The 26,345-nt window shown below is 31.6% G+C and carries 23 protein-coding genes and 1 pseudogene; 14 read left to right on the top strand and 10 right to left on the bottom strand.

Annotated features, from left to right (window positions below):
• Positions 1-58: 58 nt before the first annotated feature.
• Positions 59-1,360 (top strand): carboxypeptidase-like regulatory domain-containing protein, encoded by a 1,302-nt coding sequence (locus tag FOF46_RS07805; protein ID WP_109436493.1) that lies wholly within the window; start codon positions 59-61, stop codon positions 1,358-1,360.
• A 185-nt stretch (positions 1,361-1,545) separates the two neighbouring features.
• The gene (locus FOF46_RS07800) at positions 1,546-3,000 is read left to right on the top strand and encodes a S41 family peptidase (RefSeq protein ID WP_143916073.1); all 1,455 of its coding nucleotides are present in this window, start codon (positions 1,546-1,548) and stop codon (positions 2,998-3,000) included.
• A 30-nt stretch (positions 3,001-3,030) separates the two neighbouring features.
• Here FOF46_RS07800 and FOF46_RS07795 read toward each other — a convergent pair whose 3' ends face one another.
• Positions 3,031-3,219 carry a hypothetical protein gene (locus FOF46_RS07795; RefSeq protein WP_109436491.1) on the bottom strand — a complete coding sequence of 63 codons (189 nt, stop codon included), beginning with the start codon at positions 3,217-3,219 and terminating at the stop codon, positions 3,031-3,033.
• Positions 3,220-3,411: 192 nt separating this feature from the next.
• Between FOF46_RS07795 and FOF46_RS07790 the strand changes: the two genes are divergently transcribed.
• A complete protein-coding gene (locus FOF46_RS07790) occupies positions 3,412-3,924 on the top strand; it encodes a lipocalin family protein (protein ID WP_167571772.1) in 513 nt (170 codons plus the stop codon).
• A 175-nt stretch (positions 3,925-4,099) separates the two neighbouring features.
• On the opposite strand, the gene FOF46_RS07785 is transcribed toward FOF46_RS07790, so the two are convergent.
• The 3 genes from FOF46_RS07785 to FOF46_RS07775 all read right to left on the bottom strand — a co-directional run bounded on the left by FOF46_RS07785 (position 4,100) and on the right by FOF46_RS07775 (position 9,862).
• Entirely contained in the window at positions 4,100-4,429 is a 330-nt protein-coding gene (locus FOF46_RS07785) for a hypothetical protein (RefSeq protein WP_109436489.1), read from the bottom strand.
• 430 nt (positions 4,430-4,859) lie between these two features.
• Complete coding sequence (locus FOF46_RS07780; RefSeq protein ID WP_109436488.1) at positions 4,860-6,302, bottom strand: rubredoxin; 1,443 nt, start codon at positions 6,300-6,302, stop codon at positions 4,860-4,862.
• Positions 6,303-6,340: 38 nt separating this feature from the next.
• Positions 6,341-9,862, bottom strand: a complete 3,522-nt coding sequence (locus FOF46_RS07775) for a nitrate reductase (RefSeq protein ID WP_143916071.1) — start codon at positions 9,860-9,862, stop codon at positions 6,341-6,343.
• A 538-nt stretch (positions 9,863-10,400) separates the two neighbouring features.
• On the opposite strand from FOF46_RS07775, the gene FOF46_RS07770 reads away from it, so the two are divergent.
• From FOF46_RS07770 to FOF46_RS31440, 9 genes are read left to right on the top strand one after another with little or no spacing between them, the layout of a single operon-like run.
• Positions 10,401-10,829 carry a globin family protein gene (locus FOF46_RS07770; protein ID WP_143916070.1) on the top strand — a complete coding sequence of 143 codons (429 nt, stop codon included), beginning with the start codon at positions 10,401-10,403 and terminating at the stop codon, positions 10,827-10,829.
• Positions 10,830-10,886: 57 nt separating this feature from the next.
• Positions 10,887-11,747, top strand: a complete 861-nt coding sequence (locus tag FOF46_RS07765) for a c-type heme family protein (protein WP_143916069.1) — start codon at positions 10,887-10,889, stop codon at positions 11,745-11,747.
• A 14-nt stretch (positions 11,748-11,761) separates the two neighbouring features.
• Complete coding sequence (locus FOF46_RS07760; protein ID WP_109436484.1) at positions 11,762-12,241, top strand: hypothetical protein; 480 nt, start codon at positions 11,762-11,764, stop codon at positions 12,239-12,241.
• 12 nt (positions 12,242-12,253) lie between these two features.
• Positions 12,254-13,294 carry a ferredoxin--NADP reductase gene (locus FOF46_RS07755; protein ID WP_143916068.1) on the top strand — a complete coding sequence of 347 codons (1,041 nt, stop codon included), beginning with the start codon at positions 12,254-12,256 and terminating at the stop codon, positions 13,292-13,294.
• Between the two features lie 8 nt (positions 13,295-13,302).
• Complete coding sequence (locus FOF46_RS07750; protein ID WP_143916067.1) at positions 13,303-14,025, top strand: cytochrome c3 family protein; 723 nt, start codon at positions 13,303-13,305, stop codon at positions 14,023-14,025.
• Positions 14,026-14,037: 12 nt separating this feature from the next.
• Positions 14,038-14,397 carry a hypothetical protein gene (locus FOF46_RS07745; protein ID WP_143916066.1) on the top strand — a complete coding sequence of 120 codons (360 nt, stop codon included), beginning with the start codon at positions 14,038-14,040 and terminating at the stop codon, positions 14,395-14,397.
• A gap of 18 nt (positions 14,398-14,415) precedes the next feature.
• Positions 14,416-15,801 (top strand): cytochrome c biogenesis ResB family protein, encoded by a 1,386-nt coding sequence (locus tag FOF46_RS07740; RefSeq protein WP_244299587.1) that lies wholly within the window; start codon positions 14,416-14,418, stop codon positions 15,799-15,801.
• Entirely contained in the window at positions 15,798-17,366 is a 1,569-nt protein-coding gene (locus FOF46_RS07735) for a cytochrome c biogenesis protein (RefSeq protein ID WP_143916065.1), read from the top strand. Before FOF46_RS07740 ends, FOF46_RS07735 begins: the two co-directional genes overlap by 4 nt.
• A 34-nt stretch (positions 17,367-17,400) precedes the next feature.
• Positions 17,401-17,577, top strand: coding sequence for a hypothetical protein (locus FOF46_RS31440; RefSeq protein ID WP_167571771.1), 177 nt, complete (start codon positions 17,401-17,403; stop codon positions 17,575-17,577).
• A gap of 371 nt (positions 17,578-17,948) precedes the next feature.
• Here the strand turns inward: FOF46_RS31440 and FOF46_RS07730 are convergent, their stop codons facing one another.
• The 5 genes from FOF46_RS07730 to FOF46_RS07710 form a co-directional block, all read right to left on the bottom strand.
• Entirely contained in the window at positions 17,949-19,349 is a 1,401-nt protein-coding gene (locus tag FOF46_RS07730; protein WP_109436478.1) for an MFS transporter, read from the bottom strand.
• 243 nt (positions 19,350-19,592) lie between these two features.
• The gene (locus FOF46_RS07725) at positions 19,593-20,417 is read right to left on the bottom strand and encodes an ABC transporter ATP-binding protein (protein ID WP_109436477.1); all 825 of its coding nucleotides are present in this window, start codon (positions 20,415-20,417) and stop codon (positions 19,593-19,595) included.
• A 12-nt stretch (positions 20,418-20,429) separates the two neighbouring features.
• The gene (locus FOF46_RS07720; protein WP_143916064.1) at positions 20,430-21,293 is read right to left on the bottom strand and encodes an ABC transporter ATP-binding protein; all 864 of its coding nucleotides are present in this window, start codon (positions 21,291-21,293) and stop codon (positions 20,430-20,432) included.
• 9 nt (positions 21,294-21,302) lie between these two features.
• A complete protein-coding gene (locus FOF46_RS07715) occupies positions 21,303-22,400 on the bottom strand; it encodes an ABC transporter permease (protein ID WP_143916063.1) in 1,098 nt (365 codons plus the stop codon).
• 109 nt (positions 22,401-22,509) lie between these two features.
• The gene (locus FOF46_RS07710; protein WP_109436474.1) at positions 22,510-23,910 is read right to left on the bottom strand and encodes a CmpA/NrtA family ABC transporter substrate-binding protein; all 1,401 of its coding nucleotides are present in this window, start codon (positions 23,908-23,910) and stop codon (positions 22,510-22,512) included.
• Between the two features lie 379 nt (positions 23,911-24,289).
• On the opposite strand from FOF46_RS07710, the gene FOF46_RS07705 reads away from it, so the two are divergent.
• Entirely contained in the window at positions 24,290-25,141 is an 852-nt protein-coding gene (locus tag FOF46_RS07705) for a type IV pili methyl-accepting chemotaxis transducer N-terminal domain-containing protein (protein WP_143916062.1), read from the top strand.
• 17 nt (positions 25,142-25,158) lie between these two features.
• Here FOF46_RS07705 and FOF46_RS07700 read toward each other — a convergent pair whose 3' ends face one another.
• Positions 25,159-25,836 carry a response regulator gene (locus tag FOF46_RS07700; RefSeq protein ID WP_143916061.1) on the bottom strand — a complete coding sequence of 226 codons (678 nt, stop codon included), beginning with the start codon at positions 25,834-25,836 and terminating at the stop codon, positions 25,159-25,161.
• Positions 25,837-26,152: 316 nt separating this feature from the next.
• Between FOF46_RS07700 and FOF46_RS07695 the strand changes: the two are divergent.
• Positions 26,153-26,345: pseudogene (locus FOF46_RS07695) on the top strand (alginate export family protein); the annotation flags it as partial.

The following is a 26,345-nucleotide window of genomic DNA, read 5'->3' as shown; positions in this document are numbered from 1 at the left end:
TACCTTGTAAGTTAGGATTAAACTCAATACATAGAATTTACAACCAAAAAAAATAGCTATGAAAAATATTTTATTTTACAAAAAGCATCAGGCTCTTATACTGTTTGTTTTATTGATTATCGGATATTCAACACATATGCACGCATTTACATATTATCAAGATATCGATTCTCAAAATTCAGTAAATTATAATGAGTACAAAGGAGTAGCTGTAGATAAAGAAAATAATACACCTCTTATATCTGCTTCTATAACTGTAAATGAAACTAATATTTCTACCGTTACAAATGATGAAGGAGAGTTTTTATTAAAAGTTCCTAAGAATATGGCTGATGGTAAAATTACTATTTCACATCTTGGTTACTTAGACAAAATAGTTTCACTATCAGAATTTAAAGGTCAGGAATTAAAAATAAAACTGAGTTTATCAGTAACAGAACTATCAGAAGTTACCATTGATCCAAGAGATCCTGAAGCCCTTATACGTGAAGTTATAAAACGAAAAGGGGTCAACTATATTAATGATAATACAATAATGACCGCTTTTTATCGAGAAACAATTAAGAAAAGAAGAACTTATGTTTCTCTTTCTGAAGCTGTAGTTGATATCTATAAAAACCCATACGAATCAAAAAAAACGGACATTATTAAGCTGTTTAAGGCTAGAAAAAGCGCTGACTATAAAAAACTAGACACACTAACGTTAAAACTACAAGGAGGACCGACTAGTACACTGTACATAGACGTAATGAAAAATCCTGAAAACATATTTACCGAAGAGATGCTAAAATTCTATGATTTTAGTTTTGATAAATCGACCAAAATTAATGATCGATACATTTACGTACTAAAATTTAAACAGCTTCCTTCAATCGAAGAACCTTTATACTTTGGTAAACTATATATAGATGCAGAAACCTTGGCTATGACAAAGGCTATTTTTAGCCTGAATACAGAAAACAAAGAAGAAGTCAGTAAAATGTTTGTTCGTAAAAAACCTAATAGAGCCAAAGTATATTTTACAGAAGCCACTTATAATATTGATTATCGACAAAAGAATGGTAAATGGTATTATGGATACGGCAGAATTGATCTTGCGGTAAAAATAAATTGGAAAAAGAAATTATTTAATTCAAATTATAGGTTAAATGTTGAAATGGCGATTACCGATTGGAAAAAGAATATTGACAACGAAACGCTTAAACCAAAAGATAGGTTAAAATCATCTGTGGTGATTAGTGATGAAGCTTCTGGGTTTTCTGATCCTCAATTCTGGGGAGAGTATAACGTGATAGAACCCGAAAAGTCAATAGAATCGGCAATTAAAAAAATTAAAAAACAATTGCGAAAATTGAACTAACAAAATAAGTCTAAATAAACTTCTTTAAAAGGGTACGCTATAGCGTGCCCTTTTTTTTTACAACATCTATCAATCAATTCAACATACAATTTTATTACTTTTACATCTGGGAAATCAAAAAGATTGCAACAATTACCAATCTAAAGAAGTTAATTAAGTAAAGAATCATTTTTCAAAATTATCAAATGAAGAAAACACAGTTTTTTGTGCTTTTTTATATATTTTCTTATGTAGTATCTGCCCAAAGACATGTTGACTCTTTAGGAGTTAAGGAAGATTTTAAGATTTTTGAAAGCATCTTGAAAAAAGGACACCCAACCTTATATGAATTTATTGATGAGGATTCTCTGAATTATATTTTTAAAGACACCAAAGAATCACTTGGTTCTAAAAATTCTGATATAGATCTGTATAAAAAAATGTTAAACATTACAGATAAGATCAAAGATGGGCATCTTATATTATATGCTCCAAATACAATAAAAACAGATCAATATTATTTTCCTTTAATTTTGAAAATAATAAACACCGAATTTTATACTGATACAGAGGATTTTGGAATTCCGGTTGGCTCAAAAATTCATGAGATTAATGGCAAAAAGATTTCTGAAGTTTTAGAAAGAATGAAAAAGTATGTTGCCAGTGATGGATATAATTTAACTAAAAAATATAGAGATATTGAATTAAAATTTGGTTTGTATTTTGCCTACGAATATGGTATAGAAAAACAATTTAATATCAACTATACAGAACCCAATGGAATAAATAAGACACTCTCCCTCCCAGCAGAATCTTTTGCAAAAGTTAGATTAAGAAATACCAAGCGCAATTCATACTTTGCCAAATATCATAACAAAGAAAATGACTTTGATTTTTTTAATACATATATCAGTAATAAAGACCCTTTTGTTTATTATAAGGAAAAACTTAATACAGCAATTTTAGTCGTAAATACTTTTGAAGGTGATACAAGAATATTTAAATCGAAGTTGACAAAAATTTTCAAAGAAATCAATAAGAAAAAGATTCGTCATCTTATTATCGATGTTCGTCAAAATAATGGAGGTTTCAGATCTAGCGCAGTTCATTTATATTCTTTTATCACAAAAAGTATCTTTAAGCAAGTTACTAGTGAATATGTTACTTCTCTTTCTATCCCTGAACGAAAATACGTAACACAAACATTTCTTAATGAAAAAGAATTTTTAAAAGATAAATTTAATAATCACCCTATATATGATGGTTGGAAGCTCGCATTTGATGATATGGAAGCTGTTATGGTACCTGATAAAGATCGTTTTAAAGGGAAAGTTTATGTATTGTCAGGAGGAGCAACTTTTGCTGCAGGCTCAACGTTTACACTAAATGTAAAAAATGATCCCGATATGCTATTGATAGGAGAAGAAAATGGTGGAGGTTATTATTTCTTTAATGCTGAATTTCCTGTTTTCTATGAATTCCCAAACTCCAAAATACTTATGTCCATGTCTATGGAAAAAGTTAATCACTATGTTAAAGATAAAACCATCCCTAAAGGATCTGGTGTACCTCCAGATAAACATATAATTCTAACCGTAGAAGATCTAATATCGGGTAGAGATCCAGAACTAGATTATGTTTTACGACTTATAGGAGGATGAGAATAAGAATACAAATTTTAAAATCATGTATTATCCTATGTAAGTATTTACACTAGTTGTTAACTTACATGAGTTATGAAGCATTTGCTTAAATCTTAAAGCGATATGTTCATCATCAAATTTCATTGCTTCACTTATACTAGTAGACAAAACAAGCTCACCAATAAGATATTCTACAAAATAACTTTGCTCATCTGTTAAAAGTACATATTCTGTCATATGGTAATCTATCTAATCTTAATTTTTATAAATACATCCTAACAAGACTGGTAGAATTTGTAAGTAAAAGTAAGTTTAAAACATATGTAAAACAGAAGGTATGTCGAATACTTTTGCACAGAAGTATTAACAATTTATCCTTTATAAACTATGGGTATGATTTTTGATATTATAGAAATCAAAATATGTATTATGCAAATATATTCGTCATCACTAGTTATTCTCATTGTGGTACTTAGTTTTACATCTTGCACAAAATCTTCAAAAAAGCCATACATCCTTCCAGACAATGCCATATCCTTATTGGCAGGAGAAACAGGAAAAACCTGGAAATTAGCATGGAGATATAATAATGGTACTCGCATGAACATGAGAGGTTGTTTTCTTTCATATAGAGCTACTTATTCTCCAGATATGATGTTTAGGGATAATAATGGCGATCATCAAGATTGTGGTCTAACTTTATTAGGAAATTGGGAGATCACTAAGGATAAAAAAGGAAATCCATACATAAAATTAACTAGCGATCAGCTTCCGGATATCATGCACATTGATAAGAATTATAAGTTTTTCAAAATCTTAAAACTCGATAAGGATACGCTTAGAATTCAATTCAGACACAAGCAATTTTCTTCTAAAAGTACTTTTGTCGACACTTTTGTTTCTGAACATATAAAAATCGAGGATAGAGATTTTCATTGGTAGAATATTTTTTGTTTCGAGAGAATCAAATAAAAAAACCGATCATAATATTCTCTAAATATTATAATCGGTTAATTTAAAACATATGACTGATTTTAATCAGACACAAAACGTAAGTAAACCTGGGGCAAAAAAAGCTTTTCTTCAAACTTAGTTAAATCAATATAACTAATGTTTGTTAGCTATAACTAACTTCAATTTTTCGCAAAAGACCTATTTCTATATATTCTAATATTTTATCAGCTTTACCTATTTTTTCTGTTTCTATTGGTACCCATCCATCAATTTTGATCATGTCATTAGGGTTACTGCTAAAAAACATTTCGTATTCATACTCTTTGGATCTCCCATCATTGAAAGAAGGGTATGGACTATTCTTTGTTTTGTCCATCATCCTTTTTTGAACGATTTCTATTTTTGAAGCTAAATCTAAGGTTTCTGTATCCCTATGTACTTCTACATCCAAAAACTCTGCAATCGAGGCCATAATTACTTCTTCTAAATTCATAAGCATAAATTTTAGTGATTAATAATATCTAACACTACATGTTAAAATATTTTCTTTACTTTTTTATTAAAAACATAATACCCTTATTTTTATAGGGTCTAATTTTATAAAAACACATTTAAATTAAACCATACCCTATAAAAACAAGTCAAATCTATATATAATTAGTCAAAAATTAAAAATACACCCTATAAAATATAGGGTATGTGTTGAAAATTTACATTTTGATGAAATTTAGATTATCCAAATTGAGTATTTGCTAATTGAGTATTAGGAAAATTCTTTTTTTTCCAATGAATGAATAGAAAAAAAACATCATATCAACTAATAATAAGCCCTAAAAAGTTTTGATCACATACCAATAGAGATAGAAGAGTCTTTTTTTTACCCCTATTTTTTTTAACCGGAATGTATTGATTTGAAAAAATATTTAGACAACTTCTAAAATTATTTTTTCAAAATTATCCTTAGTAGCCTCACATAGGGAGCAAGAATAAGTTTTTGGCAAATCATGAAAATCGATACCAGCCTGAATTTCTAAAGTTACATCACCCACTGAGGGATCATAAATGGTTTTACAATCTTTACATTGATACACTTCTATTTCAATACTCTCTCTTTTGGCTATAAAATTTTGAACTTGTTCATCCTCCTCTGTTCCCAGGTTCTGAAAATAAGTTTTAGTTAATTCAATTAGTAGTCTAGGCAGATCCATCTGATCAATATCCTGAGCATATACTTTATACATTCTTGAATTCGGATTAAAATTCCTTGCATACAAGACATTATAAGTCGGTCGTACTACAAAATCCTCTATAGGTTGAGATATTTTATTTTCTTCTATCATTATTGAAGTAAAATACCGGTTTCTATTTTTACTGGCAGTAACTCCAAATGTCAATCCATACGTACTGATATCATTCTGATCAAAATTCATCACTAAAGATTTTTTCAGATCTAAAGCTTTTTTATCATTAACTGGCAGATGCCAATTTAATTCTAACGAAGAATGTCGAACATTTATTCCAGACTGTCCTAATAGCTTTTCTAATGCTAATTTACTCTCCTTGGGAATCGCTTTAATAATAAATGATTTCCATGGTGTTAAGCAGATTTTTCCGATTCTATGTTCTACACAAAAATCACATAGTGTTTTAAGAAATTCTAAATCATATTGATTATTTCTCCAATACAATCCTAACCAGTATTGGTTAATCCCCATTTTATTCATTCCTTCATAGTAAGGAAAAGGATTAAAAGCAACTCGAAGCGGTTTCTCTATAACTCTATTATTAGTATCCAAATTTTCATTTAAAAACAAAAAAAGCTCATTAACATCTCCTACCTTTTTATAGGCGTTCTCAATCGCTTCTGCCACCTTTGCAATATCCCAAGTATAAATTAGCACAGGATAATATTCCTCTTCCCAGCCTGGTAATTTTAGAAACAAATACCAATAATCTTCATGTGAAGATGCAATAAAATTAAGATCTCCAGAAAATAAAGGTACAATTTGTTGTTTAGGATCTGTAATATTTATTTTCAATTCTGGTTTATATCTAAAATTTTCTAAAATATATAAATAGGTCGTTCCTCTTAACCATACTGTAGCATTAAAAATATCTATTGAAACGTAAGAACAGCTTATATTTTGCTGTATTTCAGAAGTGAAAAAAGAGGGGTCAAAGGATTCTTTTTCGATAATTAAATCTCCATTACCATCCTGTAACGGAAAAATAATATCTTGTCTAGACCCAAAATGAAATGTTTCCAATCCAAGATTTTGTGCATAGCTTATAATACGCTGTAACTCTATAGGAGATAGCACACCTCCTTTTACATCAATTCTTTGCAAAGACTGTTCTTTATTCATTTTTATTCAGTTTTAAATCTTCAAAAAACACTTTAACACTATGCTAATTGTAATACAGAATTCAACACTTCTTTAACTTCGGGTTTACAACTACCACATCCCAGACCTGCTCCAGTTTTAGTGCACAATTCTGAGAAATCTTCACATCCAGACTTAATTGCCTCTTCTAAGTTACCTTCTCCAACTTGACTACAAGAACAAATGAGTTTACCAATCACGGGTTCATTAGATGTAGCAGATCTTAATAATTCTTCCCGTTTCTCTGATAATTCGATCTTCCCTTCAATAAGATTCTTAAAATCAGCAAATTCACTCTTATCTCCCATTAATATAGCTCCAACTAATCGATCATCCTTTACAATACATTTTTTATAAAAACGCTTTCGAACATCCATCAAAACAACCTCCTCAAAGGATGAATCATTTTTTGGTATATCAACACTACCAATACTGCATAGATCAAGATCTTCAAACTTAAGGATATTCATAAATACAGATCCTCTGTAAATTGCACTATAATCTCCCAATAAATACTTCGCAACGATATCCGCCTGTTGCTCTGCAGCAGCTGTGATACCATATAAATCACCTTCAAATTCTGCTATTTCACCCACAGCAAATATATTGGGATCACTAGATTGTAAATACTGATTTACAAGAATTCCGCGACGACAATCCACATTTGTTTTCTTTACCAAGTCAATATTAGGAATTGTACCAATTGAATATACCACCGCATTACAACCAAATGATTTTCCTGATTTTAAGTTTACCAAAAGATCTCCTCCTTCTTGATTAAACACAGTATCCACTTCATTATCAAAATGAATCTGAATCCCTTTCTCGAGAACATCCTCTGCTAATAAACGACTCGCTACAATATCTAATTGACGCTCCATTAATCGGTTTCCTCTTTGTACAATAGTTATTTTAACTTGTTTTTTACGTAATGCAGCTGCAAGTTCCAACCCTAACAGCCCTCCTCCTACTATTGCTACATGTTGTTCGTTTTCTGGCAGGCCAGTTTCATTAAGATATGTTTTTAATTTATCAGCATCCCCTCTGTCCCGCATTGTAAATCTCCCTGGCAAATGAACAGGTACTTCTTTTGGCACAAATGCACGACTACCGGTTGCCATTAAAATAACATCGTAATCATGTTTATCTCCTTTGCTATCTATGATAAATTTATCTTCTCTATTAATTTCTGCAACAGGATTACTAGTACACAAGTTCACATTTAGAGATTCCATGCTTCCTTCTCGCATTTTCTGCAATTGCTCCCATTTTAATTCTTCACTAACATACTCAGGAAGCAACACTCGATTATAAAACGGATAAGGCTCCTTTGAAAACACTACAATCTCATCTTCGGTATTATACTCTCTATATGTCTGTATAAAACGATACGCGGCTGTACCAGCTCCTATAATACAAATCTTTTGTTTTGATTTCACAAATTTAGAAACCTGAACCGCAGAATATTTAAAATCTGGTTCTTTAGAAATTGGATCTAAGATATCTGTAGTAAGGTTATTTGCTCTACCATAATCGTTACCCATCACCTTTCCCCAATGCATAGGAAGAAAAACCACTCCTTTTCCTATGTTATCAGACACTTTTACTTTTACCTGTACTTTACCTCTTCTACTCTCTACCACAGCAATATCACCATCCTTTAATTTTCTTAAAAAGGCATCTACTTGATTAATCTCCAAATACGGATCTGGAATATGTGTAATCAACTTATTTACTTTACCCGTTTTTGTGCGAGTATGCCATTGATCTCTCACCCTTCCTGTTGTGAGAATTAAAGGGTGTTTTTCTGTAAGAAGTTCTGAGGTGGGTTTATTAAATTTTGGAACAATAAACTTAGCATTACCTGTATCTGTATAAAACTTTTTATCCTCGAATAATCTTGGTGTACCCGAATGATTAGATTCTGGCACTGGCCACTGAAAACTTCCTTCCATCTTAAGACGGCTGTAAGAAAGACCTGATACATCAATAGAGGTTCCCTTTGTTAATCTACAATGTTCTTTATATACTTCTTCTGCCGAAGTATAATCAAATCCTTTATATCCCATTCGCTGTGCAAATTTCCATAAGATTTCGACATCAGGTAGAGCTTCTCCAGGGGGATCCACCACTTTATTGAGATACGTTATACGTCGTTCGCTATTCGTCATCGTACCTTCTTTCTCTGCCCATCCTGCTGCAGGAAGTACTAAGTCTGCAAATTCTAAAGTCTCAGCACGATGTGATATATCCTGAACTACTACAAATTTTGCGTTTTGTAAGGCCTTTTCTACTTTATTAGAATTAGGTAAACTCACCAATGGATTTGTACATATAATCCAAACTGCTTTTAACTTACCATTTTCTAAAGCATCAAACATTTCGGTAGCAGTATACCCTGGTTTTGGAGATATTTCTTTACCTCCCCAGAAATTCGCCACCTCTCTCCTATGCTCATCGTTACCTAAATCTCTATGCGCTGCCAAAAGATTCGCCATACCTCCAACTTCTCTACCCCCCATTGCATTTGGCTGCCCAGTTAATGAAAATGGTCCTGATCCCGGTTTTCCTATATGACCTGTTAACAAAGACAAATTTAACAACGCATTATTTTTATTCACTCCAATAGAACTTTGATTAAGTCCCATAGCCCAAAGTGTAATAAACCCTTTTGCATCAGCAATATATGTAGCTGCTTTTTTTATATCTGCAACGGTTACTCCACAAGCTTTAGCAGAATCACTTAATGAAACTGATTGTAAAGTTGTTTTAAGTTTTTCGAAATCGTCTGTATGATTTGTTATAAACTGCTTATCGATTTTTTTTCTATCAATCAATCGCTTAGCAATAGCATTATACAATATCACATCTGTACCGGGAAAAATCTGCAAATGTAAATCGGCAATATCACAAGATGGTGTTTTGCGGGGGTCAACTACAATAATTTTAGTATTAGGTTTTCTTTCTTTATGTGCTTCGATTCTCCTAAACAGTATAGGGTGACACCAAGCAGGATTAGCGCCAGCAATCATAAAACAATCCGCCAATTCTATATCCTCATAAGAAATAGGAACACTATCTTCACCAAGTGCCTGTTTATACCCAACTACAGCAGAGCTCATGCACAATCTAGAGTTTGTATCAATATTATTGGTTCCTATAAAACCTTTTGTTAGCTTATTAACCAGATAATACTCTTCTGTAAGACATTGCCCTGACACATAAAAACCAACGCTATCTGGTCCATATTTTTTAATTATTGTATCAAAGACTGAGGTTGCTCTATCTAAAGCTTGATCCCAAGATACCCGTTGACGCTCATGCCCTTTACTCCATCTCATTTCTGGATACAAGATTCGATCACTCTTATCCTGTACCACATGATGCAGATTCATTCCTTTTGAACATAACATTCCACGATTTACAGGATGATCTGGGTCTCCTTCTACCGTGATTGCACCCTTAGGATCTTTTTTAGCAATAATTCCACAGCCCACACCACAATATGAACACGTTGTTTTATATGATTTGAATACGGACATAAAGAGTTTTATCTAGTTTCTATTGAAAATCAAAATTACGTATAATTACGTAAAAATAATTATAAATAACAGCGAAATAGATGAAAGACAAATTAATTATGAAATTGATAAAAGAAGTGCAAAAAAAAGAAAAATCAAAAATAAAAAGGTAGCCTAACTCAAAAATATTAAATATAAAATAATAAGAAAACATCATATTACATAGGCATTTCAGAAAACCAGATTATGTTTTATTTAGTATCTAATTTAGAGAAAACATATTTCAAGTAAATGATTCTAAGGATATTACAAAATTTTAAAAAACTTGATTTTTACGATTATCGAAAATTAAGAAACAAGAATTTAAACTATTATCATATTTTTTACTAAAAAACCATAAAAATCAGCAAAAATTAAACCAAAAAGAAGATAAAACACATCAAAAATCAACTTTTATTGAATATTTCATATTTGTTATTTATGTTTAGTTCAGATATATTTGATCAAAATTAAGTATTAATACTTAAGTATTTATTTTAAAATTGTAAACAATGTAATTATGGAAAAAAGAACAATTGAATTAGTACAGTCCTCTTTTGAAAAAATTGCCCCAATAGCAGAGACAGCTGCAAAAATATTTTATGATAAGCTTTTTGAATTGGATTCTGATTTAGAAAAGTTATTTCCTACCGCAAATCCTGAAGCTATGAAGGGACAAGGCAATAAACTAATGACTATGCTTGCTTCGGCTGTTGCAGGCTTAACTAATCTAGATAAACTAATCCCAATACTAGAGAACTTAGGAAAAAACCATGTTAGCTATAATGTAGAAGCCTCTCACTATGATACTGTTGGTGCTGCATTACTAGAAACCTTATCCATAGGACTTGGAGAAGATTTTACTCCAGAAGTAAAAGAAGCTTGGACTGATACTTATACCGTAATGGCTTCAGTAATGAAAACAGCTGCATATGGAGAAGTTGTTTAACACAACTCTCTTTATAGCTACAAAATAATAAAAACACTCATCTAAAAAAACAAATGTATGAATCGTTACGGTATTAAAAATTTGGTTTTTCTTTTGGCAATAAATAGCATTGTGTTCCTTCAATCATGTGGCGGTGTTCCAGAAGAAAAATCTTCAACTACCCAATCTAATAAAGTATTTGCTGTTTCAGAAATTTTGACTCTAATAGCAGAAGAAAATGATATTACTAGAACATTATACACCAAAGGGATTGTTGGAGCAGGTAAAAAACAAGGATTAAAATTTGATGAAGACTGGCAAGATGACGAAATAGAAGCTGGTCCTCTTCCCGCTTTATTTTTAAGAGGAATATCATCAGACATAAGAAAAAGTGCAGTTCCCTTAGGTCTCTATTTAGGATCAGATTTTCCTATCAATGCATCAAATAAGTTCACAGGAAAACAAGCAGAACTCTTTGAAAAAATAAAAACTGACAAAGAGCCTCAACATTTTTTTGAGGAAGATCAAAAACTATATACATCCATGTTTGCAGATTTAGCAGTTGCTGCTCCTTGTGTAAATTGTCATAATGAACATAAAAACACGACAAAGACTGATTGGAAACTTGGAGATGTAATGGGTGCAACCACCTGGCAATATCCTTCAGATTCTCTCTCATATAAAGAAGCAATTGATGTTATTAAGGCATATCGAAACGGAACAAAAGCAATATACACAGCATATCTTGACGAAATAGCAGGTTTTAAAATAGATAGTACAAAACCATCTATAGGAGATAAGTGGCCTTCTAAAGGATTTTATCTTCCAACTGCTGAGGTATTCATTGATAGTGTTAGAAAATTAACTTCATATAAAAGTTTTGAAAAATTATTAGTAGACTCTAACAAGAGAAAGAGCCATTATCTAGTCTCTAATTAACGAATTCAACAAAAGTGAAAAAAACAGGGAGCTTTGTACTTATTGGCAGTATACTATTCTTAGCATATATACTGCAATACATTCTTAATATTAGATGGACTATATTATATGACTTACAGCTTAATGAAAATTATAAGCGATGGTCTGGAGCATTTGTTAGCGCATTCATACTGTTTCAATGGATACTTACGTTTACAAGAATATCAAAAAAACTAAGAATGTATGCGATACAATTCACATACATTCATAAGTGGATCGGTATCTTATCTCCCATTTTTTTCTATCTCCACGCTATGGAATTTGGATACGGTTATTTAGCTCTTTTATCCTATATATTTTTCATCAATATGATACTAGGAACTATTAATTTAGATATTATAAAAAGTACAAAAAACTGGGTATTTCAATCTTGGATGATAACACATGTAGCACTTTCGTTCTTCATTACTTTTTTAGTCCTTTTTCATATAGGTGTAGTCTTTTATTATAAATAAAAAATAAATCACATGTTATTAACTGTTAAAGATATAATACCGGAAACAAAAGATGCTGTAAGCGTAATATTAAAAAACAATCTTTTTTTTAATAAAATAAAATACAAAGCCGGTCAATTTCTTACTGTAAAAATCCCCATTAAAAACAAAATTGAAAAAAGAGCTTACTCATTTAGCAGCAGCCCTGTAACAGATGATTTTTTAAAAATTACTGTGAAAAAAGTTGAAAAAGGTCTGGTCTCTAATTATATCTGTGATATACTAAAACCAGGGCAAAAAATAGAAGTAGAAAAACCTGCTGGTAGTTTTTATGTAGTACCAAACAAAAATACTCAATTCAACTACATACTATTTGCCGCAGGTAGCGGAATAACCCCCATCTTTTCTATTATTAAAACAGTGTTAGAAAAAGAACCTTTATCAAAAATAATTCTAATTTACTCCAATAGAAATGAGGAATCTACTATTTTCAAAAAAGCAATTGAAAACTTAGAAAAGAAACACCCTAATTCCTTTGTCGTAGAACATATCCTGGAAAAAAAGAATTCAGACAAGCCTAATTATCACCAAGACTTATTAAACAAAGAGCTTGTCGATAGTATCTTAAAAAAACATCATACAACATATGAAGATGGTAAATATATGATGTGCGGACCTCATGGGTTTATGGATAAAGCTAAAGAAATTCTTTTAGAAAAAGGAATTACCAGAGACAAAATCAAACTAGAAGCTTTCAGCACTACTCTCATTACATCAAGTGATGCAAAAAAACTAGAAAGCTCTGTAACGATATATCATGATAACAACAAACATACACTTGATGTCAAAGGAGATAAAACAATATTGCAAGCTGCAATGTCCAATAATATTATGCTACCTTATTCATGTAGATCAGGGATGTGTAATAGTTGCAAAGCAAAATGTATATCTGGTTCAGTAAAAATGATAGATGGTCATTTTCTTTCAGAAGAAGAAGTAGCAGAAGGACATATACTTACTTGTATAAGTTTTCCTAGATCAAATAATGTAAGCATAAGTTTTATTAACGATTAGACAAACACATGCTTAACAGAAACCCATTACGGAAAAGACAATACATAGGTACACTAATTGGAATTACAATTACAATTGTTGCATATATAATTCTCCCTTTAAAGCAGACAGAAGATTTTCTAAGTTTAGGACCTCTTAATACTGGTCACGAAGGTTTATCCTGCAGTGCTTGCCATACTGATGCTAAAGGGAGTTTAATTCAGCAGTTACAGTCCAATATGGCTTACACTTTTGGCGCCAGAAAAACTAAAGTTGATTTTGGAACACAAAATGTTGATAATAAGAAATGTATAGCATGCCATGATCGTCCAAATGACAGACACCCAACACATCGATTTCTAGAACCCAAATTCAAAGATGCCATTGCCAATATTGACGCCACACAATGCGAAACTTGCCATAGAGAGCACAATGACACAAGAGTTGTTCTTGCCGAGGCTAACTTTTGTATCAATTGCCACTACGATTTAGAAGTCAAAAATGACCCCATAGATGTTCCTCACAGTACTCTTATCTCTAATAAACAGTGGAATACCTGTTTACAATGTCATGACTTTCATGGTAATCACCTATACAAATTAGCAGAAAAAATAGAAGATACTATTCCACTACAAGAAATACAAAATTATCTGAAAGGAGGAAAAGATCCTTTTTCTTCGAAAAAAAAGCATTTACCTCTTAGTGAAGATGAATGGTTAAAAATAAAAACCAAGTATACCAATTCAAAATAAAAGCATGTTATTATGAACTCAAAAAAAGTCATTTTTCTTTATCTTTTTTTAACTATATCGATTCTAAACTCTTGTAAAGAAAAAGTTTCTTGCCAGATTCCAGAAAAAATCACTTATACAAAACAGATCAAAACTATTATAGAAACAGATTGTTTTTTATGTCATGCCCAGGATGTTTATAAAACAAAAGCTTCCAGAAATAAAATATTTGACTACGAAAGTCTAAAAAAAATGGGGGAGTCTGGAGTTCTTATTGGGTCTATTACCCATGCCACAGGTTATATCGCCATGCCTTATAAAAAAGGTGTCAAAATAGATAGCTGCAATATTGAACTCATCAAGAAATGGGTACAAACAGGAATGCACAATTAACAACTAATTACGAATTAATTGAAATACATATTAAATACTCTTTTTTCTAGTCGATTTAGTGGGTTATTACTACTCATATTCGCAATATCAATGGCTATAGCTACTTTTCTAGAAAACGATTATAACACAGAAACTGCAAAAGCTTTGGTATATCATGCTAAATGGTTCGAAATATTATTGCTTCTATTGGTAATCAATTTTATAGGTAATATCACAAAATATAATCTTTTTAGTGTACAAAAAGCTCCAATATTACTATTTCATCTTGCTTTTATAATCATCATCTTGGGAGCCGGAATTACTCGTTATAGAGGTTATGAGGCATTAATTACTATCAAAGAAGGAGAATCTAATGACAGAATGATCTCTATTGATAATTATCTTCAGGTAATTGCCGGTAATGGTACTATAAATAAAAATCACATCAGCAAACCAATACTAATGAGCGAATTAGGCTTTAACAATATAACAGAAAGTATTGATCTTGAAGAAAAAAAAATCGAACTCAAATTAAAAAAATATATTCCCAGAGCTAAATATGAACTGAAAGACACAATCTCTGGGCATACCTATTTACATATTGTAATTGCTGAAAACGAAAATAGAAAAGATTTTTATATCCAGGAGGGAACTCGTGAAACCATTTATGGAATATCTATTGCCTTTAATACACAAAACAAACTCAAAACTGATATTCTCGTTACCAAAAAAAAGGAAATTTGGCACGCCTCTTTTCCAGAGGTTACCGATTATTTTTCCATGTTGACTAATAAAATCGATTCTTACCCAAAAGATCAACTTACTCCTATTCAATTTAAAGCACTCAGCCAGATAAACAACACTCCCGTTGTATTTAATGAAATAGTCGAAAACAAAGTTCGAATCATTGTTTCCAAGGAAAAAAACTCAAAAATAAAGAATCCTGAGGCTGCTATTATTATTTCTGCAACATCTGGAGCCGACCATAAAGAAATTACATTATTTGGTGGTCCCGGTTATATGAACCCCTTCAATACTTTTTTCATTAATGGTATTCATCTAAAGCTAAGATATGGTGCCAAACCCATTAAACTTCCTTTTTCAATTTTTTTAAAAGATTTCAAGCTAGAACGTTATCCGGGATCAAATAGTCCATCAGCATTTTATAGCGATATAGAAATTCAAGAAAAAAACAAGTTGTTGAATTATTCAATATTTATGAATAACGTTTTGAATTATAAAGGTTATAGATTTTTTCAATCTGCATATTTACCCGACGAAAGTGGTACTATCCTTTCTGTAAATCGTGATTATTGGGGAACATTTATTACCTATATAGGTTATAGTTTATTAGCCTTTGGTATGCTATTAAGTCTATTCTGGAAAAATTCTCATTTCGGATTAACACTAAAACTACTACGTTGAAAAAAACCATTATATATAGCATCATAAGTTTAATTTTAGCAACATTAAACACTCTACAGGGACAACAATTGCATAGGCTAAAACCATATGAGCTTGTCAATAGACAATATATTGACACCCAGCATTCTGAAAAATTTGCAGCGATCCAGGTTCAGGATTTTCAAGGTCGAATCAAACCTATCAGCACATTAGCCCTAGAATTAATAAGAAAAATACATGGAAAAAATAGTTTTATCTATGTTGATAAAGAAAATCAAAAAAAGCAATTGACCCCCATACAAGTGTTCATCGGAATGCAATATAAACCAGATTCCTGGCAGTTATTAGATTTTATTAAAATTGAAAAAAAAGCGATCCCTGCTTTAAAAGATTTAATAAAAATCAATCCGTCCGGACATGTTAGTGCTTCGCAATTTTTTGATTTCAAAGGAATATATAAATTGAAATCATTAGTTTCTTCTGCCTATGCTAAACCTCCCGGAAAAAGAACAATATTTGATAAGGATATCATTAAAATAGACGAAAGACTAAATATTGTTTGGAGTATTTTTAATGGTCAATTCTTAAAAATTTTTCCAAAAATAGATGATCCAGACTTAACCTGGTATTCCCCTGTAGCTTCTGAAATTGAATTTAACAAAGACGATAAACATTTTATTAGTAAAATAATTCCTACTTATTTTTCTTACCTGGATTTAGGAATTGAAAAAGGAAATTGGCAAAAAGCAAATGAAGTCATCGAACTGATAAAAAGTTTTCAGCAAAAAAATGGAAAAGCTATTTTACTATCCGAAAAAAAGGTAAATACAGAAATTTGGTTCAACAAAAATCATATCTTTTTATGGTCTCTTATAGGATATACTTGCTTTGGCAGTATACTGATGCTATTGTGTTTTGTAAGAATATTAAAAAAACATAAATCAACAATCCAAAAAATTATTAAAGTAGTCATCTTTTTATTAATAAGTGTATTCATCTTACATGCACTTGGAATTGGATTAAGATGGTATATATCAGGTCATGCTCCGTGGAGTAACGGGTATGAAGCTAGTATTTTTATTGCTTGGATAGGAATGTTAGCAGGTTTTATTTTTTCAAAAAACAACTCATTTACTCCTGCAGCAGCAGCAATATTAGCAATATGCTTACTTGGAATAGCACATGGTAGTCTAATGAACCCTGAAATTACAAACTTGGTTCCTGTTCTAAAATCTTATTGGCTTTTAATTCACGTAGCGGTGATAACAGCCAGTTATGGGTTTCTTGCATTAGGATCTTTACTTTCATTAATTACCTTGCTCATAATGTGTATTAGCACGTTAATACATAAACAAGAAACAGAAAATACAATTCAAGAATTAACCAATACCAATCAACTTACTAGCACAATTGGTTTATACTTGCTTACAATCGGAACTTTCTTAGGAGGAGTCTGGGCTAACGAATCCTGGGGAAGATATTGGGGTTGGGATCCTAAAGAAACCTGGGCTTTAATAAGTATAATCATATATTCGTTTGTACTACACATCAGAATTATTATTCCTAAAAATTATCTATATATATAATGTTTGTAGTCTGCTAGCATTAAGTAGCCTTATTATGACCTTTTTTGGAGTAAATTACTATCTATCAGGATTACATTCTTATGCAAAAGGTGATCCATTTCCTATCCCTAAATGGATTTATATCATAATTCCAATTATCCTTATAATTATCATTATTCCATTACTTAAAAAACCTGTAGTTAAGAAAGAGATTCTTGTAAACTATGAATAAAAAAGTTAACTACAATACACAATCAAAACAAAACAAACTTAAAAACTATAACCGTATTTTCAACTCTGTTAAGGACAAAACAAATTTTGTAATTATTATAAAGCATTAATAAACTAACGAAAAGCCATTCATTAGAAGCAGTTTTTAATTTCAAAAAGGAAGGATACAATAGCTATTTAAAACTGAAGTTAAAACCTTTTGTTAGGTTATTAACAAGATAATATTCTTATGTAAGAATTACAGTGATTTGATCACAATTAACTCTAAATACATCAAACAAAAAAACCGGTCACAAACAAACTGTGACCGGCAACACAAGAAACACTTAAAGCTACTTATTCTTTAAGGTTTCAACACTAAATTTTTATACTTTAATTGTACGCAGGAATATTTTTCATTTCCTTTTGCACTTCTTTTTCATCTTCTGTTGAGAATTTAATTGCAAGTGTCATAACAGCAGTAAACACAACAAAAATTCCTATAATAAAATACCCACTCGAAACTGCCTCTGATGAAGCTAACGCTTGTGCTGCGTTCACAGCATCAACTCCGAGATCTTGGTTTTCTGCTATCGCAACTTTTTCTGCAAAAGCAGATTTTGACTTTAACACCAATGCGGCAACAAAAGCACCTACATTTCCACCAGCACCTACAATACCAGAAATAGAACCTATAGCTTTTTTATTAATAAAAGGAACAACTGAAAAAGTAGCTCCCTCGGCCATTTGAACTGTCAAGCTAAAACCAACCAGAAAAACAATCCCAAAGGTCAGTCCTGTCATACCCGAAAACAAAGATAACATAAGCCCTTCAACTCCCAAAATAATTGCTAAAAATATAACTCTTCCCTTCAAACCTTTTAATTTACCAAACTTATCACCGAAGAAACCACCTAAAGTTCTGGCAAAAATATTCATTAGTGCAAACGACATCACTAAGTTACCTGCTGTAATTCTTTCTAATTGAAATGTATTTTGAAGATAATCATCCATAGTACCGTACACTGTTAACTCCATCCCAAAACAAGCAGCATACACCAAAAAAAGCAACCAAACTCGGTAATCTTTTATTGCTTCCAAAAAACGAACTTCATCCTTTTTGGACTGTAGTATTTCTCCTTTTGCCTTTAACTCCTTATAGTTACCATTAGGCGTATCTTTTGTAAAGAAAAAATACACAATTCCCATTAAAAAACATACCACTCCTGCAACAATCATACTATACCTCCATGCCTCTGTTTCTGCTATCCCAAAGCTCACAACAGCTGCTGCAATTAAAGGCATCCCCAAGCGATTAGCTCCACCACCCAAATTACCCCATCCAGCCGATGTAGCATTAGCTGTACCAACAATATTTGGTGCAAACATTATAGAAGTATGAAATTGTGTAATCACAAACGAAGCACCAATAAAACCTATAAACAATCTACAAACAATAAATTGTATAGGCGTTTGTACAAAACCAAGTAAGATCACCGGTATAGCCCCCAAAGTTAGCAGCCATGTATAACAAATTCGAGGACCATATTTATCACATAATTTACCAATCAATAATCTGGCAAACACTGTTCCAGAAACGGCTACAATTATAGAATTCCATTTTTGATCAGGAGTCAATCCTAAATCTCTAACTACATCAGGCATAAATGGCACAATACCAAACCATGCAAAGAAACATAGAAAAAATGCAATTGAAGTGATCCAAAACGTTCGGATCGGTAGACTTTTAAAATTTAACAGTTGTAATGTAGTAGACTTATTCTCGATATTCATGATTACTTAGTTTTGATTCTTTGATTTTTTCGTATCAAAGGCATTAAATGAACAAATTCAAATCAAAACTAAGTACAAATACTTAAAATAAAAATTTAGAAGGGCTTATAATTACGTAATACTATCTATTATTATGATATTCATAAGTACTAAGGATACAATTTAAAAGAAACAAAATAATAAGGTTTATATATTTCAAATATCGTAATTACTCATTTGCAAAAAATTTCAAACCCATACATATTAATGTTCTAAAAAATTAATAAGATGCTCTCTATATTTATAGTAGTCAGGATGGTCTAATACATTTTTTCTAAGTCGTGGTCTTTCAAAATCTATTTCCAGAATATCACCCACTTTTGCTCTTGGACCACTAGTCATCATAATCACTCTATCTGCCAAAAATATGGATTCATCAACATCATGAGTAATCATAATAGCTGTAATTTTTTCCTGATTCCAAACTTCGATCAATACATCTTGCAATTCTCCTCTTGTTAAAGAATCCAACATCCCGAAAGGCTCATCCAACAACAAAACCTTTGGCTTTATTGCAAATGCTCTTGCAATACCCACACGTTGTTGCATACCCTGTGAGAGTTCTTTTGCCTTTTTATACATTGCATCTTCAAGTCCAACTTTGGCCAAATAGTACTTTACAATATCATCTCTATCTCTTTTTGTCCCATGCGAAAAAACCTGCTTTACACCAAGCATTACATTCTCATAAGCAGTCATCCAAGGTAAAAGACTTGGAGATTGAAAAATCACCCCTCTATCTGGACCTGGTCCTTTTATAGTTTGATTATTTACAACAATTGTACCTCTGGAAATAGGATTAAGTCCTGCAATCATAGTGAGCAATGTAGATTTACCACATCCTGAATGACCTATTATAGAAACGAATTCCTCATGTTTAATTTTCAAATCCAAATCGTCTAAGACGACATAATCTCCATTAGGTGTTGGATAGATTTTTGTGAGTTGAGAAATATCCATCATATATTTATCCTCAAACAACCCATTATCAGTTCTTCTTATCACAGGTTTTTCCAGTATTTCTTTCATATATGTTGTGTTTTAATTAAAAATTAATCCTCTGAAAGGTATTGGTTTGATTCTAGGCTTGATATCGGGTAACACATAATTATTCTCTTTTTTAGAGTTACGTTGTTCTCCTATTTGTATCAAGTACTCCATAATACTATTACGCAATTTTTTATACTCCTCATTATGATTTAATGCGGTTTTATCCCTTGGGCGTTCTAAATTAACCTTATATTCTGGTCCCAATGTAGCTTTAGGCCCTGGTTTAAGAGGTATAATTCGATCAGCCATCAAAATTCCTTCATCTACATCATTAGTAATCAACAAAGCTGTCTTCTTATCTTTATTCCAAATTTTTAGGATTTCCTGCTGTAGATTTCCCCTTGTAAGAGCATCTAGTGCACTAAGAGGTTCATCCATAAGGATCACATCTGGACTCATCGATAATGCTCTGGTTACCGAAACCCTTTGACGCATTCCCCCGGATAGTTCTTTTGGTAATTTATGAATTGCAGGAGACAGGCTTACCATCTCTACATATTCTTCGACACGCTTAGTCCTATCTTTTCTTGACATTTTTTTAAACGCTTCTTTTACAGCCATACCAACATTATTTTTGACATTAAGCCAAGGCAATAATGAATAATTCTGAAAAATCACTCCACGTTCATGACTAGGTCCTGTTACAGGCTCACCTTTAAACAGCACTTCACCTTCATCTGGCATGATTAATCCGGAAATAATGTTAATTAATGTTGTTTTTCCACTTCCTGTAAATCCGACAATTGCCACAAACTCACCTTCTTCGATTTCGAGATTGATATTAGACAATACCTGTGTCTTGTTTTTTCCGGTACCAAAAGATTTTGATACATTTCTTAATTCTATGTATGCCATATTTTTTTCTTAAGCAGTTTCTTCTGTAAATGTTACGAATTTTTGTATCGTAAGCATAATTCTATCTAATAAGAATCCTATGACACCTATTACGAACATCGCTACTATGATTTTAGAATTTGAATCGTTTGCTCCATTCTGAAACTCTTCCCAAACAAATGATCCTAATCCCGGGCTTTGTGCTAATAATTCTATAGCAATTAACACCATCCAAGCTACAGATAATGTAATTCGCAATCCAGTAAAAATTAATGGAAAAGAAGATGGTAAAATGATTTTAAATACTTTTTGACCAACACTAAGCTGAAGAACCTTAGCAACATTAATATAGTCTTTATCCACCGACGAAACCCCCATACTGGTATTTACCAATGTCGCCCACATAGAACAAAGTCCTACACTAATAAATGAAATAATAAATGAGCTGTCTGTATCTGAGTTTTTTGTTAACGTTTTTACGATCATGAAAACCAAGAGTAACCACACCACTGGAGAAACAGGTTTAAAAATCTGTATCAACCAATTCACTGAAGACCTTAATGTCTCACTTAATCCTAACATAATCCCAATAGGAACTGCTATAAAAAAAGCTAATAAAAATCCAGCAAAAACGGTTTTCAAACTTGTGAAAATCTGGTCTACAAATGATGGCCTACCAGTATATTTAATAGCATCGAGACCTTGCGCTTCTCTTTTTTCATTAGTAGCTGCGACCTTATCAGCAAAAGCAGATTTCTTTTCTGCAATAATTCTATGATCTGCTAATAATGATTTATAAGCTGTCCATACCTGAGTTGGTGATGGTAATGTATTAGGCTGACAACTAACATCTCCTGATTCGATACATACTCTCATTTCATTAGCCGCTGCTTCTCCTCTATCTACGAGAGCCTTTTCTATACGTGCATCCTTTTCTATATTATACAAATACGTTGCTCCAGAATGCCACACGATCAAAAATAATCCCACCGATAAGATTGGCAAAAACACTTTCTTAAACAATATGACCAAATTTTTCTGTACTTCTTCACCTGTCGCCAATCTAATTGCTGGTTCAAAAAAACCTAATCCCACAAAATTTAGGACATGGATTGATCTATCTTTCATCTGTTGTCGTTTTTATATTTTTAAATTTTCTAACAATCAACCATTAAGTTTATATATGATACTTAATGATCGATTGCTATATTTGATATTTTAGTGACGCATCATTTCATTATTCGATGTTCGAAACACCTTCTTCACTTTCTTTATTTCCTATATTAAAACTGTTTATATACCCTATAGGATCTTTGGCATCAAACTTTTTACCATCAATAAAATCTGTCGTTGCTGGTTTATAACCATCTGTTTCTGGCAATTCTGATGCTTCTAAATGCCCTTCTGACACTAATAGGTTAGCAGCTTTTTTCCATATATCTGGTCGGTAAATATCTTTGATTGTTTTCTCATACCATTCTACTGGTTTACTTTCTGGGATTTGCCCCCATCTTCTCATCTGAGTCAAGAACCAAATTCCATCAGAATAGAAAGGATATGTTGCATCATAGCGATAGAATACATTAAAATCTGGCATTTCTCTTTTATCACCTTTCTCAAATTCAAATGTACCAGTCATTGAATTAGCCAATACTACTTCATCTGCACCTACATATCCGGGCATAGATAAAATCTTAACAGCTTCTTTACGATTACCAGGAGCATCCAGCCATTTTCCCGCTCTAATTAATGCTTTTGTAACTGCTACAGCCGTATTAGGGTATTTCTCAATAAATTTCTTAGTCATCACAAACACTTTTTCCGGATTGTTTTTCCAGATGTCATAATTTGTAGTTACAGGCACACCAATCCCCTTAAAAACAGCTTGTTGATTCCAAGGCTCACCTACACAATATCCATAAATTGTTCCCGCTTCAAGTGTAGCTGGCATTTGTGGTGGTGGAGTTACAGACAATAACACTTCAGCATCAATTTGTCCTTGTATATTTTCTTTAGAATACATCCCTGGATTAATTCCGGCTGCCGCGAGCCAGTATCTAATTTCATAATTATGAGTTGATACAGGAAACACCATTCCCATCTTAAAAGCTTTTCCTTCATCTTTATAAGAATCAATTACTGGTTTAAGAGCGGTTGCCGATATCGGATGAATCGGTTTACCATCTTCTCCGACAGGAACATTAGGCTTCATTTTTGACCAAACATCATTAGAAACAGTAATACCATTTCCATTTAAATCCATAGAAAATGGAGTTACCAACTCAGCTTGCCTTCCAAATCCTGCACCAGCTGCTATTGGTTGTCCCGCTAACATATGAGAGCCATCCAATTGACCATCGATCACTCGGTCTAATACATTTTTCCAGTTAGATTGTGCTTCAACAGAAACAAATAAACCTTCATCTTCAAAAAAACCTTTTTCTTTTGCAATAGCAAGAGGTGCCATATCGGTTAATTTTATAAAACCAAAAGTCAATTGAGGCTTTTCTATAAGCAATTTTGATGATTCTTCTACAGAAGAATCACTTGAAGCTATTTCCTTTTTCTTTTCTCCCCCACAAGACATTAATGCCATAGTGGTAATAATTATTATAATTTTAAAATGTACTTTTTTCATAATTCTGTGTTTTGAGAATTTTATTAAATAGGATTATTCAAAACTAAGTATTATTACTTAATTTACATAACAAAAAACACGTATTTGACTCATTATTATCTATTACAAAATATTCGGTATCACAAATTGAGTATTCGATAATTTGAGTCGAAAAAAATTATAAATCGATCAATACTCATTACCAAAATAATAGCATAACTATCAATAAAATAAGGTCTTTTTCCACTTTTAACATGGTTTTTCCGTTAAACAAGTCTTAAATAAGCACTAGCAGATTACTCCTTCTAAACTCTCATGAATAATAAAAAAATAATTATTTGACAGGAATTAAAAAATAAGTATATTTACTTAAAAAATATTAAAACCTAAATCATTCTATATGACATTAAAATATTTACTCAAAAAACCAAAAACCCTATTCATTTCTATTTTTACGATATTATTAATTACCTCTAATTCATTCTCTCAATCTCAAGATTATGGATCAATTAGCTACAATAAAGCCATAAACATATCAGGAAAACAACGAATGTTATCACAAAAAATGTCTAAAGCATTTTTATTGATCTCTAAAGGAATTGATAGCGAAGAAATCAAAAAGGAACTTAATTCGAGTAAGTTTATTTTTGAAAAACAATTAGATATATTAAGTAAAAATGCGCCTAGTTCAGCAATCAAGCTCTCTATAAAAGATGTGAAAAAGTCATGGGTGAAGTTTAAAGGAGTTATAAGTTCCCCACCTAATTATATGAACTCAGAAGAGGTTATGAAGTTAAATACATCATTACTAAGCAAATCTCATGAACTAGTTTTAAGCATAGAGACAAGTTCTAAATACAATAATCAATTCTTTAAAAATAAAAATCAAGATCTTGCAAATACAATTAATGTCTCTGGTAAGCAACGAATGTTATCACAGAGACTTTGCTTATACTATACAGCTTCTTTAATGTTTCCTGATCAAAAAAACGAGCACAAAAATGTAATGAATAAAATTTTTGATGAGTTTGATTCGGTTATTGGAGATTTATTAATCAATAGCTATAATACAACTGAAATCGAAGAAGAACTTGGTAATGTAATGGCAACATGGGAAAAATTTCAAGCTAACAAAAAAGGATTTCTTAATGGAACTTTTTCACTTGAAGATGTTTTTAATACCACTAACAGCTTAACCAAAAGTTTTAATAAAATAACAGGGGTTTATGAAATAATATCCAAAAGCCTCTGAAACTTTACTTCAAAAAGCTAGGGAATCATTCCATATTCCCTAGCTTTATTATTAAGCTCCAATACATTTTTAACTCCCATCTTTTTCATAAGATTAAAACGATGTACTTCTGTTGTTCTTTTACTTATATTAAGTTCCTGCGCTATGTCTTTATTTGTCATTCCAGAAACAGCAAGGCGCAGTATCTGAGCTTCTCTTTTAGTTAATTCAAACAAATCTTTAGATGATTGTTTCTTTGCAACATTAGTATCTATTGCAGAAATATTTGAAGAATCACTACCTTTTATACTTCTAACCAAAATAGAAGATACATCTCCACTAAAATATTTATCTCCTTTACTAACCACAGAAATGGCCTTAAGAAATTCTTCCTTGCCAGCATCTTTAAGTAAATAACCTTCTGCCCCCGCATTAATGGATTGTAATATGTACTCATCAGAATCATGCATTGACAACATGATAGTTCTTACTGAATTATCTAGTGCTGTTATTTTTTGAACAACCTCTATACCTGACATCTGAGGCATTCTTATATCACAGATAACAATATCAGGACTCAAAGACTGAACTAATTCAATAGCCTCTGGACCATTTGACGCTTCTCCCACTACACTGTATTGTTCCTCATCTTCCAGAATAGCACGAATGCCATCTCTTACCATAAAATGATCGTCAACCAATACTATTTTTATCATAATCGCGTATTATTTATTTAAAATGTAGCATAAAATGCAACTTCTTCTGCATCCAAATATATGAATATTTCAAAAACGCTTAAGTAATTTTATAAATTTGAAAAATAAAACTAAGTATTTTTACATATAAAAACAATAAAAAATAAGTATTAATACTTATTTTTGATTTCAGTAAATGACATTATCATTAATAATACAATCAGAGGAATACAAAATGATATCAGTCATAATTTACATTTAAATCAGGGGGTACTTTTATCAAAACATAAATTAACTTCCTAAGGTTCTATTTTTAAACTAATCTAAAATTATTGAAATGAAAAACAAGTTATTGATAACAACATTACTGTTTGTAGTATTTGCTTTTAGAGGAAAAAGTCAAGAATTAAGTATTGATGCAGATATCAGGCCTCGGTTAGAATATTTAAATGGTTTTGGAAGCCTTTTACCAGATGGAGTTGATGCAGGATTATTTGTACAACAACGTTCGCGTTTAAAATTTGGATATA

This window comes from Aquimarina algiphila, from assembly GCF_007489275.1.
In the GTDB taxonomy this organism is placed as follows: Bacteria; Bacteroidota; Bacteroidia; order Flavobacteriales; family Flavobacteriaceae; genus Aquimarina; species Aquimarina algiphila.
This window is presented reverse-complemented; position numbering and strand designations above follow the sequence as displayed.